The sequence below is a fragment of the Duganella caerulea genome, from assembly GCF_040362985.1.
GTDB classification, from domain to species: Bacteria; Pseudomonadota; Gammaproteobacteria; order Burkholderiales; family Burkholderiaceae_D; genus Rugamonas; species Rugamonas vulcania.
The window spans coordinates 607,641-623,287 of record NZ_BPWJ01000003.1 but is presented as its reverse complement, the minus strand read 5'-3'; the positions used below and the strand labels follow the sequence as shown (position 1 = coordinate 623,287).

The following is a 15,647-nucleotide window of genomic DNA, read 5'->3' as shown; positions in this document are numbered from 1 at the left end:
TTAAAGCCTTTCGTAGTTTAGAAGTCGTAGCTCAGTTTCGCGACCACGCGACGGCCGGTCTTGAACCATGCGCGCCCCATCATCCCGATATTTTGCTGCATCAGCTGCTTGAAGGTCGAATCGGTCAGATTCTGCGCTTCCAGGCCGAGTTGCACCTTGTCGCTGAATTTGTAGAACACCGACGCATCCAGCTGGCCGTACGAATCCGCCCAGGTAGGCAGCGCCCACGCCACATTGGTCTGGCCGAATCCAGGGCTGGCCGGATTGGTATCCGTGGCATCGCCGCCCTTGGTGCCGTTGACGTTCACACCCTGCAGCGACTTGGAACGCCAGTTGTAAGCCAGGCGTCCCGACACTGGGCCTTTGTCATACAGCAGCGCCAGATTGTACGACTGGCGCGACAGGTTCTCCAGCGGCAGGTTGCCGAAGGTGGTGCCGTTGGTATCGCAGCCGTTCAGGTTCAGGTTGACGTTGCTGGCGTTGTCGCCACCGGTGCAGTATTTCGAGAACACCGGGTTATACAGATCGCGCTTGCTGTCGACGAAGGTGAAGTTGGCTTGCATGCCGAACCCCGACCACGCGCCAGGCAGCTTGTCGAAGTACTGCTGGAAGGCCAGCTCGATACCGCGTGCATGGCCTTTGGCGCCGTTGATCGGGCCAGTCACGTTGAAGTTCTGCGGCTTGCCGTTCACGTCGGTCAACTGATAGGTGTACATCTGGTTGACGACGATGTCTTTCAGCTGTTTGTTGAACACTGCAGCAGTGAACGAACCGGTAGGCGCGAAGTACCATTCCATCGTCAGGTCGACCTGCTTGGAGGTGGTTGGACGCAGGTTTGGATTGCCCGACCCCGTACCGCTCTGGTCCACGCTGCGGACGGTGGTGACGCCATTGGCAGTCACCGTGTCGGCCGTCTGCGACAGCGTGGTGTAAGCCTGCAGCTTGTCGAAATCAGGACGGGACAGCGCTGCCGCGGCGGCAAAGCGGAACTGCAGCGTGTCGGAGGCCTTCAGGCGCAGGTTCAGGCTAGGCAGGAAGTTGTGGTAGCTGTTGTCGAAATCCTGCGCCTTCGAGAACGGCGCGATGACCGGAATCGGGACGCCTTGGGTGGCGCCGGTCGGCGCGGTCGAAGTGAACACGGTGTAACCGTGCGCGGTCGAATCGGTTTGCACATAACGCAGGCCGACGTTGCCGTCCACAGGATATTTCAGGTTATCCCAGCCGAAGCGCAACTGGCCGTACAGCGCCTTGGTTTTTTCCGTCTGGTCGTTGGTGCCGACAGGGCTCGTGCCAAAGCTGGCCGGGGTCCATGGCGAGCAGGTATTTCCCTTTTCCGCGCACAGGATGTCGTGATAGGTGTGCAGCTGGGCGTAGGAACTTGGATAGCCCTGCGCCAGCGAGGCGTTCGGGAACACCACCGACGGCACGGACACGCCGCCGTTGAAGAAGTTATCGAAGCTATGCAGGTTAGTATTGCCGGCGAAGCGAGGGTCGCCCAGGTAGGCCAGGTGCGAAATCTCGCCCTGCCATGGCTGGGTGATGGCGGCCCAGTTGTAGTCCGGGTTGGATTTGATCGTCGTCGCCGAACGGTCCGTCAGGCGCACACCGAAGCGCACGTCGCGCAGCACCGGATGATCGAAGTCGTACTTGACGTCCGTCTTCCACGCGGTTTCATCGGCCTTGGCGCGGTCCAGGTGTTCCATCGTGAACGCCCAGTAGTAGTTGTTCGGATTCGCCAGGTAGGCGCGGTCCGCGTCGCTGAAGATCAGCTTTGGCACGTTGCCGCTCAGGTCAACCTGCTCCTTCGGCATCTGGACGCCGGTCGCCACGGTCGAATCGAAGCTGTTGGTCTTGGCCTTGATGTGCTGCAGGTCGGTGGTGACGGTCCAGCTGTCGTGACGCCAGCGCAGGTTCCACGACAGGTCGGTGGTGTCGGACTTGCGGTTGGCGGCGCGGGTGTCGTCGCCGAAGTTGATGCCGGCGCCGGAGGAATCGGTCAGGGTGCCGGTCAGCAGCGCGCCGCGCGAGTTAAAGGTCGAATCCGGGGACAGGCGGATATTGTACGGGCTCGATTGCGCGAAGATCGCCTGCTCGTCCCACTTCATCTCGTACTTCGATTTGAACATGGTCAGGGAGCTGGACCAGTCGTCCTTCTTCCATTGCAGCGCGCCGTAGGCGCCTTCGCGCTTGCGGTCGAACTGCAACGTGCGCCATTGCGCGCCCTTCGGTGCGAAGACCGGGTTGCCGTTGGCGTCTTTCATCGGATAGTAAGGCTCGACCTGGAAGGCGTCGGTGCGGGTCGCGCTTTCCGAGTACGCCAGGTCCAGCAGGGCGCCGATTTCGCCGACCGGGGTTTTCCAGCGGTTGGACACCAGGCCCGAATACGATGGTGAGGTCTTGCCCTTCTTCAGTTCCGACCAGGTGCGGTCGGCCGAGATGGCGGCCTTGAAGCCCTTGTAATCGAACGGCATCGCGGTGCGCAGGTTCACCAGGCCACCGACGGCGCCTTCGACCTGCTCGGCCGATGGGTTCTTGTAGATGTCGACGCCGGCCATCAGCTCTGGCGGCACGTCTTCGAAGTTCAGCGAACGGCCGCCGTTGGCGGAGAACGAATCGCGGCCATTGAGCTCGGAGCGCACATAGCTCAAGCCACGGATCGACACGCCCGAGCCTTCGACCGAGAAGTGCTCCGGATCGCCCTTGGCCATGGTGCGGTCGATGGTCACGCCCACGATGCGCTGCAATACCTCCGTCACCGAGCGGTCCGGCAGCTTGCCGATATCGTCGGCGACGATGGAGTCGACGATTTCATCGGAATTCTGTTTGATCTTCTGGGCCGACTGCAGCGCCGCGCGCTGGCCGGTCACGATCACGGTCGCGCTGTTGTCGGTGGCGGGGGCGGTCTGCGCCATCGCCATGGACGTCATCTGGGCCAGGCCCAGCGCGATCGCCGTTTTTTTGAACTGTTTCATTTACACTCTCCAGGTTGTGCGAATAAGTCACGGCTCTTTGGCCATTTACTATTTGTGTTTTAGTGTTGTAGTGCCGGTTTGGGAAATCGTCAGGCGAACGGGCCCGCAGGCGCTGGGCAGCGCGGAATTTTGAGATTCATTGGTTTGTGTCTCGCTCTTGGTTTTTTTATCGTGGTGACTTGCTGGCGGGGTGCCAGGTCATACGACTTATGAAACCATTTTGCAAGTTACGACAGCGAGCCGCAATTGCGAAATTCACCAAGGCGTGGAATGATAATGAGCAAGCGCACGGGCCGCCGCCGCGGACCGTGCACAAAAAACGACATCAGCGGCGGCTGGAGCGCGTCGCCACGTCGACCCACACGGCCAGCGTCAGGATGCAGCCCTTGACGATCATCTGCCAGTAGGTGTCCACGTCCAGCATGGACATGCCGTTATCCAGGCTGGCCATCACCAGCGCGCCGATCAAGGCGCCATAGACGGTGCCGGACCCGCCGCGCATCGAGGTGCCGCCGATGAAGCAGGCCGCGATGGCATCCAGCTCGCCCGAGGTGCCGGCCGATGGCGACCCCGCCGCCAGCCGCGCCGTGTTGACCAGGCCCGCCAGGGCGCACATCAGACCCATGATCCCGAAGATCCACAGCTTCACCGCCTGCACGTTCACGCCGGACAGGCGGGTGGCCTCCATATTGCTGCCCACCGCGTAGATGCGGCGGCCGAACACGGTCTGCGTGGCGACGTAGCTGAAGACGCCCAGCAGCACCAGCAACAGCAGTACCGGCAGCGGTATGCCCTCGTAGCTGTTCAGGGTCCGCACAAAGGCCAGCAGCACCGCGCCGATAGCGATGAGGCGAACGCCGTCGCGCCACATCGGCGGCACCGGCAGGCCGTGGCGGCCCAGGTTCAGGCGCTGGCGCCAGGTCAGCACGGCGGCCAGCGCGAACAGCGCCACGCCCAGCGTTACGCCCAGCTCCGGCGACAGATAGCCCTGCCCCACCTGCACCAACGCTTCCGACACGGGAGCCACCGTCACGCCGTCCGTCACGCCCAGCACGATGCCGCGATACGCCAGCATGCCGCCCAGGCCCACGATGAAGGACGGGATGCCCTTGTAGGCCGTCAGGTAGCCATTGACCAGGCCAAGCGCCAGGCCGCAGGCCAGCACCGCCGCCACCGTAACGGGCAGCGGCATGTGGCGGTTCACATCGAGCACCGCGGCCACCCCGCCCAACAGGCCAAGCAGCGAGCCGACCGAGAGGTCGATCTCGCCGGAGATGATGACGAAGGCCATGCCGCAGGCCACCACGCCGGTCACCGACATCTGCCGCATCAGGTTGGAGAGGTTGCGCGCCGAGATGAAGCCGCCCTCCGTCTTCCAGCTGAAGAAGCTCCAGATGATGGCGATGGCGATCAGCAGCGCGAGGATTTTGTATTGGGTGAAGAGCTGTTTGAGTTTGGTGGTTTGCATAGGATGCATCAAGAGTGATCGAGCGCCGCCGACAGCAGCATTTCCTGGGTCAGGTCCCGGTTGATGAAGTCTCCGCGCAGCTGGCCTTCGCCCATCACCAGCACGCGGTCGGACACGCCCAGCACCTCGGCCAGCTCCGACGACACCATGATGATGGACACGCCCTGGCTGGCCAGTTCCAGCATCAGCTTGTAGATCTCGTACTTGGCGCCGACGTCCACGCCGCGCGTGGGTTCGTCGAGGATCAGCACCTTGGGCCGCGTCAGCAGCATCTTGGACAGCACCGCCTTCTGCTGGTTGCCGCCGGAGAGCGAGGTAATCGGCAGGAAGGGACTGGCCGTCTTCAGGCCTAGCCGCGCGATCTCCTCGCTGACGGTTTTCAATTCAGCCTCGCGGTCGATGCGGGTGAAGCGCGCGTAACGCCCCAGCACCGACAACGTGATGTTCTGGCCCACATCCAGGTCGCGAATGATGCCGTGCTGCTTGCGGTCCTCCGGCACCAGCGCCAGGCCGGCGCGGATCGCCTTGATCGGCGTGCGGGTATCGATCTTCTCGCCGTTGAGCCACACCTCGGCCTCGCTGCGGCCGTTGTAGGCGCCGAACAGCGCCGACACCAGCTCCGTGCGGCCCGCGCCCACCAGCCCCGCGATGCCGAGGATCTCGCCCCGGCGCAGCGTGAAGGAGACGTTGTCCACTTTCCTGCGGTCCGGCTTTTCGGTGTCGTAGCACACCACGTTGCGGGCTTCGAAGATCACCTCGCCCTGCGTGCGTTCCAGCTTGGGATACAGCTGGTTCATCTCGCGCCCCACCATCTGCGAAATGATCTGGCGCACATCCATCTGCCGCATCGGCGTGGTGGCGATATGCTTGCCGTCGCGGATGACGACGATGGTGTCGCAGATCGCCTCCACCTCATCGAGCTTGTGCGAGATATAGACGCAGGCCACGCCCTTGGCCTTCAGGCCCCGGATAATCTCAAGCAGCACCTCGATTTCCGACGCCGTCAGCGACGACGACGGTTCGTCCAGGATCAGCAGCCGCGCGTTCTTGTTCAGCGCCTTGGCGATTTCGATCAGCTGCTGGTGGCCGCCGCCGTAGTTCATCACCGGCAGCACCACATTGACGTCGTTGAGTTTCAGCTCCTTGAGCAGTGTCTCGGCGCGGCGGTTCATGGCCGGATAATCCATGCGGCCGCCTGGCAGCGTGATCTCGTTGCCGAGGAAGAGATTCTCCGTCACCGTCAGTTCCGGCACCAGCATCAGCTCCTGGTGGATGATGACGATGCCGGCCGCCTCGCTCTCGCGTATCGACTGCGCGCGCAGCGGCTGGCCGTCCATCAGGATCTCGCCGTCCCAGATGCCGTGCGGGTAGACGGCGGACAGCACTTTCATCAAAGTGGATTTGCCGGCGCCGTTCTCGCCGCACAAGCCGATGCACTCGCCGGGCCTGACCTGCAGGTCGATACCGTCAAGCGCGGGCACACCGCCAAACTTCTTGACGATGCCCTTCATTTCCAGCAGATAGGCGGACATGCGGTACCCGCCGCTTACTTGGCAGCCAATTGAGTCTTGGTGTAGAAGCCGTCCGTCACCACCAGGTCGATATTCGCCTTGGTCAGCATGGTCGGTTTCAGCAGCAGCGTTGGGACTTGCTTGAAGCCGTTCTGGTACTCGGCGTTGAAGGCCGGCTTCTCATTGCGCACCAGCTGGATCGACAGCTTGGCCGCCTCGGTGGCGATCACCTTCAGCGGCTTGTAGACCGTCATGGTCTGCGAACCGGCGATCACGCGGCGCACCGCCGCCAGGTCCGCATCCTGTCCGGACACGGCCACCTTGCCATCGAGCTTTTGCGAAGCCAGCGCCTGGATCGCGCCGCCGGCGGTGGCGTCGTTCGACGCGACCACCGCATCGAGCTTGTTGCCGTTGGCGGTCAGCGCATTCTCGACGATGGACATGGCCTCGGCCGGATTCCAGTCCTTGACCCACTGCTTGCCCACCACCTTGATGTCGCCCTTGTCGATCAGCGGCTGCAGCACCTTCAGCTGGCCTTCGCGCAGCATCTTGGCGTTGTTGTCGGTCGGCGCGCCGCCCAGCAGGTAGAAATTCCCCTTCGGCTTGACCGCCACCACGCCCTGCGCCTGCATCTCGCCGACCATTTTGTTATCGAAGGAGATGTAGGCGTCGATATCGGCGTTGAGGATGAGGCGGTCGTAGGAGACCACCTTGATCTTGGCCTTCTTGGCCTCGCGCACGGCGTTGTTGAGCACCGTGGCGTTATACGGAACAATCACCAGCACGTCGACGCCGCGCGAAATCAGGTTCTCGATCTGTGCGATCTGCCGCTGCTCGCTGGCGTCGGCCGACTGCACGAAGACCTTGGCGCCCTGCTGCTCGGCCGCCGCAACGAAGTAATCTCTATCGCGCGCCCAGCGCTCCAGCCGCAGATCGTCGATCGAAAAACCGATCTTCGGATTCTTGGCGTCCGCCATGGCGTTCCCGCCGGCGCACACCAACATGACGGCGACTGCCGCGGCGCTCAGTAATTTCTTCATTGTCGTCTCCTGTTATCGCACGGGTCCATGCCCGGCTGACTAGTGATTGTGACGTGCCGGGTTGTTAACCACTCCTCGGTATGGTACAGCCAGTTCCATGCAGGCGCCGTTTTCCATTTGTCCAACGGTGCTGCGATAAATCTCCTGCCACGGCGTCTGGCTGGCCGGGATCGGCGGAAGAGCGCCCTTCTTGCGCTCCTCCCACTCCGCCTCGGCCACCTGCGCATCGCAACGGCCGGCGTTCAGGTCCACGCGGATACGGTCGCCCGTGCGCAGCCACGCAAGGCCACCTCCAACCGCGCTTTCCGGCGACGCATTCAGTATCGACGGGCTGTCCGAGGTGCCGGACTGGCGGCCGTCGCCCAGCGTCGGCAGCGCGTTGATGCCGCGCTTGACCAGCGCATCGGGCGGCTGCATGTTCACCACCTCGGCCGAACCGGGCCAGCCCACCGGGCCGGCGCCGCGTATCACCAGCATGCAGTCCTCGTCGATGTTCAGCGATGGATCGTTGATGCGGGCGTGGTAGTCGTCGGAGCCGTCGAACACGATGGCGCGGCATTCGAAGATGTTCTCGCTGCCCGGCGTGCTCAGATAGCGGGCACGGAAGGCGTCCGAGATCACGCTGGTTTTCATGATGGCGAAGTCGAACAGGTTGCCCTTCAGGACGAAGAAACCGGCGTCCTTCTTCAGCGGCTGGTCGAACGGGTAGATCACCTCGCGGTCGTGCGTCTCGCGGCCGGCCAGGTTGTCGCGCATGGTGCGGCCGGTGACCGTTGGACGGTCGGAACGCAGCATGCCTTTCTGCTCCAGCTCCCACATGATGGCCGGCACGCCGCCGGCGCGGTGGAAGCGCTCGCCGAGGAATTTACCGGCCGGCTGCATGTTCAGCAGCAGCGGCACCGCGTGGCCGTACTCCATCCAGTCGCTCGAATGCAGCTCGACGCCGGCGTGGCGCGCCATCGCCATGATGTGCTGCTGCGCGTTGGTGGAGCCGCCGATGGCCGCGTTGACCACGATCGCGTCCAGGAACGCTTCGCGATTCAGGATGCTGGAAGGCTTGATGTCCAGCCGCGCCATCTCGACGATGCGCTTGCCGGTTTCATACGCCATCTGGCCGCGTTCGCGGTACGGCGCGGGAATCGCCGAGCAGCCGGTCAGCGACATGCCCAGCGCCTCGGCCATCGCGTTCATGGTGGAGGCGGTGCCCATGGTGTTGCAGTGTCCCGCCGACGGCGCCGAGGCGGCCGCGATCTGCAGGAACTTGTCGTTGTCGATCTCGCCAGCGGCCAGCTGGCGGCGGCCCTTCCAGATCGCCGCGCCGGAACCCGCCAGTTCACCCTCGAACCAGCCGTCCAGCATCGGCCCGCCGGACAGCACGATGGCGGGAATGTCCACCGTCGCCGCGGCCATCAGCTGCGATGGCGTGGTCTTGTCGCAGCCGGTGGTCAGCACCACCGCGTCGATCGGATAGCCGTGCAGGATCTCCACCAGGCCCAGATAGGCCAGGTTGCGGTCGATGGCGGCGGTCGGACGGCGGCAGTTCTCGAAGATCGGATGCAGCGGGAACTCCATCGCGATACCGCCCGCATCGCGGATGCCGTCGCGCACGCGCTTGGCCAGCTCCAGGTGGATGCGGTTGCAGGGGCTGATGTCGCTGCCGCTCTGCGCGATGCCGATGATGGGACGCCCGGAGCGCAGCTCCTCCGGCGTGATCCCGTAGTTCATGAAGCGCTCGAGGTACAGCGCCGTCATGTCGATGTGGTCCGGATTGTCGAACCAGTCCTGCGAGCGGAAGCGGCGTTGGGTACTCATGCGCCGTACCATCCCGCATCGACGAAGTAATCACGGCCGGTGCAACGGCCGGCGTTGTCGGAGGCCAGGAACAGCGCCAGCGCGGCCACGTCGTCCACCTGCACGCGCTGCGGCAGGCATTGGCCGGCCAGGATGCGCGCTTCCTCTTCCGGCGTATGCCACAGGGCTTCCTGGCGCGGCGTGCGCACCGCGCCGGGGATGATGCAGTTGACGCGGACGTTGTGCGGACCGAGGTCGCGCGCCAGGCCGCGCGTCATGCCCTCGATGGCGGCTTTCGCCGTCATGTACAGGGTCAGTTCCGGCAACGCCAGGTGCCACGAGATCGAACCGAAGTTCAGGATCACGCCACCGCCGCGCTGCCGCATGCCCTCGGACACCGCCTGGGCGCAGAAGTACTGGTGGCGCAGGTTGACGGCCATGCGCTGCTCCCAGTATTCGGGCGTGACGTCGGCCAGCTTGTGGCGGTCGTCGTTGGCCGCGTTGTTAATCAGGATATCGACTTCGCCGATGCTCTTGAAAGCCGCTTCCAGCGCTTCGAGATCGGTCAGGTCGCAGCGCATGAACACCGGCGGCGTCGCCAGCGAGGCAAGGCGGCTTTGCAGCGCCAGCGAATCCGCTTCGGCCACGTCGAGGAAGTGCACCTGCGCGCCCTGCTGCGCGAACGCCTCCACCATGCCGGCGCCGATGCCGCTGCCGCCGCCCGTGACGACCACGCGCCGGCCGGCCAGGCTAGGGTAAGTGGCATGCTGCATCCTGGCCTGCACCATCGGCGCCGCGCGCACCGGGCTGGCGCCGCGAGCGCGGCCCAGCAGGGCGCGCACGCCGAAGGTCCAAGGCGCGATGGCGTCGCTGCGCTGCACGTGGTTCACCAGCTTGCCCAGCGACGGCGTCGAGATGCTGACACGGTCACCCAGGTGGTGCGTGAAGCCGCCGCCGGCGGTGTCGCGGTCCTTGATCGGCGAGAACATCGTGCCGAGGAAGAGCATGAAGCCGTCCGGGTATTGATGATGGCGGCCGCAGACCTGGCTCACCAGGTCCAGCGGATCGCGGCTGATCTCGCGCATGCGGCTGGCGCCGGCCAGGTGGAAGTTGTCGTCCTCACCTTCGATCAGCATGCTCACTTCCGCGTTGCGGATGGTGTCGATGGTGAAGTGTTCGTCGAACAGGCGGATGAACGGGCCGATGGCGCAGGAGCCGTTGTTGTCCTTGGCCTTGCCCAGCAGGAGGGCGCTGCGGCCTTCGATGTCGCGCAGGTTGACGTCGTTGCCCAGCGTGGCGCCCAGCACGCGCGCCTGGCTGTTGACCGCCAGGACGATCTCCGGCTCGGGGTTGTTCCATTTCGAATCCGGGTGCAGGCCGACATCCGCGCCCTGCCCCACCGCCGACATGGGTTGCGACTTGGAGAACACCTCGGCGTCCGGGCCGATGCCCACCTCCATGTACGGCGACCACAGGCCACGCTCGATCAGGTCCGCCTTCAGCCGCGCCGCCTCCGGCGAGCCGGGACGGATGGCCGACAGGTCGGAACCGATGATGGACTGGATTTCGGAGCGCAGCGCGCTGGCGCGGGAGGCGTCGCCGCCTGCCTGTTCTTCGATCACGCGTTCCAGCAGGCTGACGGCGAAGGTCACGCCGCAGGCCTTGATCGCCTGCAGGTCGCACGGCGCCAGCAGGCGCGGGGCGCCGACGGCGGCCTTGGCATCGAGGGCGTGGGCCATCAGCTGCTGCACGCCGCCCAGCGGTTCGCCGGGAGCGGAGCGCGCCACTTCGAGGGCGTCGTCGCGTTCCAGCAGGTCCGACATGGTGGGCGCGTGGCCGGTGATATCAAACACCTCGCCGTTGCGCACGGCGACCACGCAAGGTCCGTTGATGACGCCATCGCGCCACACACGGCCCACCAGGACCGCCCGTTCAACATCGTCGGGCAGCATCGTTTTTACATTATTTTCCAAGGTCTCTCTCTCCAGGCTGGCAAGCAAACTGCGTGGAGGATTTTGACCCGATTCACCCATGACGGCAATTATGAAACTCACCAATCACGGCAATGTTTTACGCGTCGCCGCCGCTCAGGCCACGCTGCGCAAATCGGCCACGGCGGCGCCGTCGCCGTCGGCTTCGCCGGCGCGGCCCTGCATGGCGCGGTCCTGGTAGGCGCGCGGCGTGCAGCCCAGCTCCCGCTTGAACACCGCGTGCATATACTGCACCGACGTGAAGCCGCAACTGAGCGCCACGTCGGCGATGCTGCGCTCCCCGCGCGCGAGGATCTCGGTGGCGGCGTCCAGCTTGAAGCGCAGGATCACGTCATGCACGCTGCAATCGAGCTCCTGGCGGAAGTACGATTCCAGCGACGAGCGCGAGATGCCGACATACTCGGCCACCTGGTGCGTCTTGATGCCCTGGCAGGCGTATTGGCGGATGAAGTGGCGCGCCCGCATCACGTGCGGATGCTTGGGCGCCTCGTGGCGGGTCGAGGTCAGCACGTTGATGCCGACCGGCGGCACCAGGATGCGCGTGCCGCCCAGGCGCACGCCGTGCAGCATCTGGTCCAGCAGGTGGGCGGCGGTGCGGCCCATCTCCTGCGCGCCCTGCATCACGGAGCTGAGCGGAATGCGGGTCAGCATGCGCGCCAGCGGATCGTTGTCGATGCCGATCAGCGCCACCTGCTCCGGCACCTCGATGCCGGCCATGATGCAGGCCTGCAGCAGCTGGCGCGCGCGGGCGTCGGTGACGGCGATGATGCCGACCGGCTTGGGCAGGCTGTGCAGCCACTTGATCTGCTGCTCCACCGCCTCGTCCCACGACGGCGCGCTGGTGCCCAGGCCACGGTAGATGTGCGGCTCCATCATGTCCTTGCGCATCAGCGTGCGGAAGGCGGTCTCGCGCTCCTGCGCCCAGCGGTTTTCCTGCGCTTCCGGCAGGCTGAACATCGCGAAATTGCGCAGGCCGGCCTCGATCAGGTGGTCGTGGGCCAGCTTGATCAGCTTGAAATTGTCGGTGGCGACGTAGGGTATGGATTCGGGATAATTGCTCTCGTCGGCGTAGGAGCCGCCCACCGCCACCACCGGGATGCGGCTGCGGCTGAGCGCGGCGGCCACGGCGGGATCGTCGAAATCGGCGATGATGCCGTCGCCCTGCCAGTGCTCGATGCCGGGCAGGCGCAGGCGGAAGTCTTCTTCCAGGAACAGATCCCAGGAGGCGCGGGTGCTGCTCAGGTGAGCGGCCACGCCGGAAATAACCTCGCGGTCAAAAATTTTATTCGCGTTGAACAGCAACGCAATACGGTGGGACTTCATCGACATTTTCAACGACCTCAATCTCGGTACAGCACGTCTCGACACATCCTCTGCGGGATGTGCCGGGTATTGTGGCATGTTTCCGATCATACACCGATGAAAAAGGCGATCACGTCCCTAATTGGCGACAATCGGCTTGCCAGTCACTATGCCCCGGCCCGCCGTGCTCATGTACACCACACCGTAAGTGTTTGCATCTCCGATAACAAATTGGGCATCGCCCGGACCGCCATATTGATGATTATCGTCATTAATACGCAACCAGCTGGCGCCGCTGTCGGTGGAGCGGAACAGGCCGCGCACGCCGCCCACCGTCCCCCAGATGTACACCGCCGGGTAGCCGGCGCCCGGCGCCGCCTTGCCGAAGCCGACCGCCGCCGCGTAGCCCACATTGGCCAGGTTGGCGAACGTGGCGCCGGAATCGGTGGATCGGGCCAGGCCGCCGTCGTACAGCGCGACCCAGACATCGCCCTCCCGGCCCGGCGCGACGCGCACCGCCGGCGAGCCCTTGGCGCCGGACAGGCGCCCGGCCGGCGCGAAGCTGGCGCCGGCGTCGGTGCTGACCAGCAGCACGGCGCCGCTCAGGGCGTAGAACTTGCGGGGGTTGACCGGGTCGGCCACCGGCCGCGCGCCGTTCAGGCCCTGGGCCACGCGCCAGCTGTCGCCGCCGTCGGCCGAATAGTAGCTGGTGGCGGATTTTTCCGGGCTGTGGACGATCACCTTGCCGTCCGCGCTCAGCGCCAGGCGGCCCTGCTTGCCCTGCAGGCTGGCGGTCTTCTTCCAGCTCACGCCCATGTCGCGCGACACGTACATCGCGCTGCCGACGCGCGCCACCACGTTGGGATTGGCGGCCGCGTAGTCCAGCCCCCAGGTGGTGCCCATGGTCGGCGTGTGGATCGGCGCGTACTGGGTCACGTCGGTGTGGCGGAAGCCGTCGTAGTCGCCGATGGCGGAAATGGCCGGGCCGCCGGGAATGCTGATCATATCCAGCGGCACCGATTCCTCCAGGCCCTTGTCCTCGAACTTCCAGACCGCCGGCGCGGCATGGATGTCGCTCGTCTTGAAGATGCCGTTGCCGGAGACGACCATCACCGTGCGCGTGTCGAAGGGATCGAACTCGATGCTGGTGGCCCAGTGCATGAAGCTGCCCGCGATCCAGCTCACGCCGTTGGGATCGATGCGCACGCCCTGGTCGACCACGCTCTTCCAGCTCTTGCCGCCGTCCAGCGTTTCAAAGAACTGGTCGCCCATCGCGTGAGGCTGGCGATAGTAGTTGGTGGTGGAGACGATCATGCGGTCCTCGTTGCCCGGATCGACCGTGATGCCGGCGTAGGCGCGGTTCAGCGGCGGCGAGATATTGCTCCACTTGGCGGAGGCGATATCGTACTTCCACACCTGGCCCTGGTCCATGTCCTCGCCGTGCTTGTCGCCGTGCGGGCCGACGCCATTGGCGTAGACCACCACCAGGCTGCCCTTGGCCAGCACCGCGCGTTGCGGGATCAAGGCGGACGGGCCGCCGTTCATCGGCGCGAAGGTCTTGCCGCCGTCGTTGGACATATACATGTTCGCACCCACCGAGCCGTAGCGCGACACGCCGGCGAAGATGCGCTGCGTGGCGCCGCCGGCCGCGCTGGCCGGGTCCAGCAGCACGAAGCCCACGCCGTTACGGTTGGGCGTGGCCGCCACCGGCAGGCCGTCCAGGTGCTGCCAGCTCAGGCCTTCGTCCGCGCTTTTGAACATGCCGTTGGCGCGCGTGCCGATGTAGAGGATCTTGCCGTTGGCCGGGTCCACCTGCAGCCGCTCGCCGGTGCCGCGGCCCAGGCCATTGCCATGGACCTTGAACTGGCCGGTCACGTCGATCCTGGTGAAGGTCTTGCCGTAGTCGCTGGATTTCAGGATCGCGCTGGCGCCGCCGTTCAAATAAGCGATGCCGGTGGACAGGTAGACCTTGGACGGCGCATTCGGATCGATGGCGATCGACTCCACGCCCAGCAAGCCGGTGTCCTTGTCGGACACCCAGTCCAGCAACGGTATCCAGCGCTGCGCGGCGCCGTCCCAGCGGTAGGCGCCGCCGACGTCGGTGCGGACGTAGATCAGGCCCTTCTCGGCCTTGCTGGTGACGATGCCGGAGACATAGCCGCTGCCGCCGATGGCGACGTTGTCCCACGCGTAGGCCTCGCCGCCCATCAGCCGCTTGAGCGTCGGCGCCATGGCCTTGGCCCAGATCTCGTAGCCCTTCTCGTTCGGATGCAGCAGGTCGGGCATGATGTCCTTCGACAGCGTGCCGTCCGGCGCCAGGAAGGCCTGGTTGATGTTGAGGAAGTAGATGTGCTGGTTGTCGGCGAAGCCGGCGATGATGCCGTTGACCTGCTCGTTCAACTGGCGCAGCTCGTCGTCCGGCTTCGCGCCGCGCGGGAAGATCGCCAGCAGCAGGATCTTGGTGTCCGGCAGGCGGTGGCGCAGCTCGTCGATATCGCGCCGGATACCGGCGGCGGTCAGCTTCGGATCCTCGTGGCGGTGGCCGGTGTTATTGGTGCCGAACATCAGCACCGCGACCTTGGGCGCGAGGCCGTCCACCTCGCCATGCAGCAGGCGCCACAGCACGTTCTCGGTGCGGTCGCCGCCGAAGCCCAGCGCCAGGCCGTTCATCGGCTTGTAGTTGCGCTCCCAGACCGGCGCGCCGCTCTTCTCCCAGCCCTCGGTGATCGAATCGCCGATGAATACGACCTCGGCCGACTTGCCCAGCGCCTGCGCCTCGGCCAGCTTCTTCTCGTGGCGTGGCGTCCACCACTTGATCGACCACGGTTCGTTCAACTTGTCCGGCGTGACCGACACGGTGCGGTAATCCGGGCAGCTGGTGTTGGGCTTGCCGCTGGCCTGGTAGCGGATGTTGGCCACCGAGACCACGCCGCTGCCGTTCGCGTTGAGCACGAAGGGCTGGGTGACGGCGCTGAAGTCGTCGCCGTCGTGCACGAAGCAGCTCATCGCCAGCACCACGTGCTGCCAGCCCTTGCCGGCCATGGCGCGCGCCGGCAGCATGAAAGGCACGTTGCGCTGGCATTTGTCGCCGCAGCCGACCGCGATGCCCAGGCCGCCCTCCTCCATGTCCGTGACCTTGACATCCAGCGCCAGCACGCCGTGCGCCAGATACGGCCGCAGGTCGAGCGGCTTGCCGCCCTCCAGCCGCACGCCGGCGTACCAGGATTCCTTGAAGTTCAGCGTCAGCGCCTTGCCGTCCTGGCTGGCGCTGACGTGGCTCGCCGGTATCGCGGCCGACGGCGGGATCACGGCGTTGGCGCCATCGATCTTCATGTTCACGTCCAGGCCGGTCAGCGTGAGCTGCCACGAAGGCTGCGGGCGGCCGGCATACACTTTAAGGTCCTGCGCAGGCGCCGCGCAGGCGGATGCCGATACCGCGGCCAGGCAGAATGCCAGGCGCCAGTGGGTGGGGATCATGGGAGTGTCTCGCTGAGATTTTTTGTCGCTACATTCTGCAAGTTACCCGGAGGCCTAGCAATTACGAAAATCACCAACGGGGCCAATGAAATTCA

The 15,647-nt window shown here is 65.1% G+C and carries 8 protein-coding genes; all 8 read right to left on the bottom strand.

Annotated elements, in window-relative coordinates; translation table 11 throughout:
* Window positions 1-17: 17 nt before the first annotated feature.
* Window positions 18-2,972, bottom strand: coding sequence for a TonB-dependent receptor (locus ACUJB0_RS11945; RefSeq protein WP_444845411.1), 2,955 nt, complete (start codon window positions 2,970-2,972; stop codon window positions 18-20).
* Window positions 2,973-3,297: 325 nt separating this feature from the next.
* Window positions 3,298-4,440: a sugar ABC transporter permease gene (locus ACUJB0_RS11940; RefSeq protein ID WP_444845410.1), complete on the bottom strand. Its 1,143-nt coding sequence runs from the start codon at window positions 4,438-4,440 to the stop codon at window positions 3,298-3,300.
* Between the two features lie 8 nt (window positions 4,441-4,448).
* Window positions 4,449-5,972 (bottom strand): D-xylose ABC transporter ATP-binding protein, encoded by a 1,524-nt coding sequence (gene xylG, locus ACUJB0_RS11935; protein WP_444845409.1) that lies wholly within the window; start codon window positions 5,970-5,972, stop codon window positions 4,449-4,451.
* A 14-nt stretch (window positions 5,973-5,986) separates the two neighbouring features.
* A complete protein-coding gene (gene xylF, locus ACUJB0_RS11930) occupies window positions 5,987-6,991 on the bottom strand; it encodes a D-xylose ABC transporter substrate-binding protein (RefSeq protein ID WP_444845408.1) in 1,005 nt (334 codons plus the stop codon).
* A gap of 39 nt (window positions 6,992-7,030) precedes the next feature.
* The gene (locus ACUJB0_RS11925; RefSeq protein WP_444845407.1) at window positions 7,031-8,803 is read right to left on the bottom strand and encodes an IlvD/Edd family dehydratase; all 1,773 of its coding nucleotides are present in this window, start codon (window positions 8,801-8,803) and stop codon (window positions 7,031-7,033) included.
* Entirely contained in the window at window positions 8,800-10,755 is a 1,956-nt protein-coding gene (gene xylB / locus ACUJB0_RS11920) for a D-xylose 1-dehydrogenase (protein ID WP_444845406.1), read from the bottom strand. Before xylB ends, ACUJB0_RS11925 begins: the two co-directional genes overlap by 4 nt.
* A gap of 114 nt (window positions 10,756-10,869) precedes the next feature.
* The gene (locus ACUJB0_RS11915; RefSeq protein ID WP_444845405.1) at window positions 10,870-12,096 is read right to left on the bottom strand and encodes a XylR family transcriptional regulator; all 1,227 of its coding nucleotides are present in this window, start codon (window positions 12,094-12,096) and stop codon (window positions 10,870-10,872) included.
* A 117-nt stretch (window positions 12,097-12,213) separates the two neighbouring features.
* Window positions 12,214-15,552, bottom strand: a complete 3,339-nt coding sequence (locus ACUJB0_RS11910) for a GDSL-type esterase/lipase family protein (protein WP_444845404.1) — start codon at window positions 15,550-15,552, stop codon at window positions 12,214-12,216.
* Between the last annotated feature and the right edge of the window lie 95 nt (window positions 15,553-15,647).

What these genes read in the sequence shown, in the direction of transcription:
- xylG (WP_444845409.1), bottom strand. Translation starts at nt 5,972, where the DNA reads ATGTCCGCCTATCTGCTGGAAATGAAGGGCATCGTCAAGAAGTTTGGC.
- xylF (WP_444845408.1), bottom strand. Translation starts at nt 6,991, where the DNA reads ATGAAGAAATTACTGAGCGCCGCGGCAGTCGCCGTCATGTTGGTGTGC.
- ACUJB0_RS11915 (WP_444845405.1), bottom strand. Translation starts at nt 12,096, where the DNA reads ATGAAGTCCCACCGTATTGCGTTGCTGTTCAACGCGAATAAAATTTTT.
- ACUJB0_RS11940 (WP_444845410.1), bottom strand. Translation starts at nt 4,440, where the DNA reads ATGCAAACCACCAAACTCAAACAGCTCTTCACCCAATACAAAATCCTC.
- ACUJB0_RS11945 (WP_444845411.1), bottom strand. Translation starts at nt 2,972, where the DNA reads ATGAAACAGTTCAAAAAAACGGCGATCGCGCTGGGCCTGGCCCAGATG.
- ACUJB0_RS11925 (WP_444845407.1), bottom strand. Translation starts at nt 8,803, where the DNA reads ATGAGTACCCAACGCCGCTTCCGCTCGCAGGACTGGTTCGACAATCCG.
- ACUJB0_RS11910 (WP_444845404.1), bottom strand. Translation starts at nt 15,552, where the DNA reads ATGATCCCCACCCACTGGCGCCTGGCATTCTGCCTGGCCGCGGTATCG.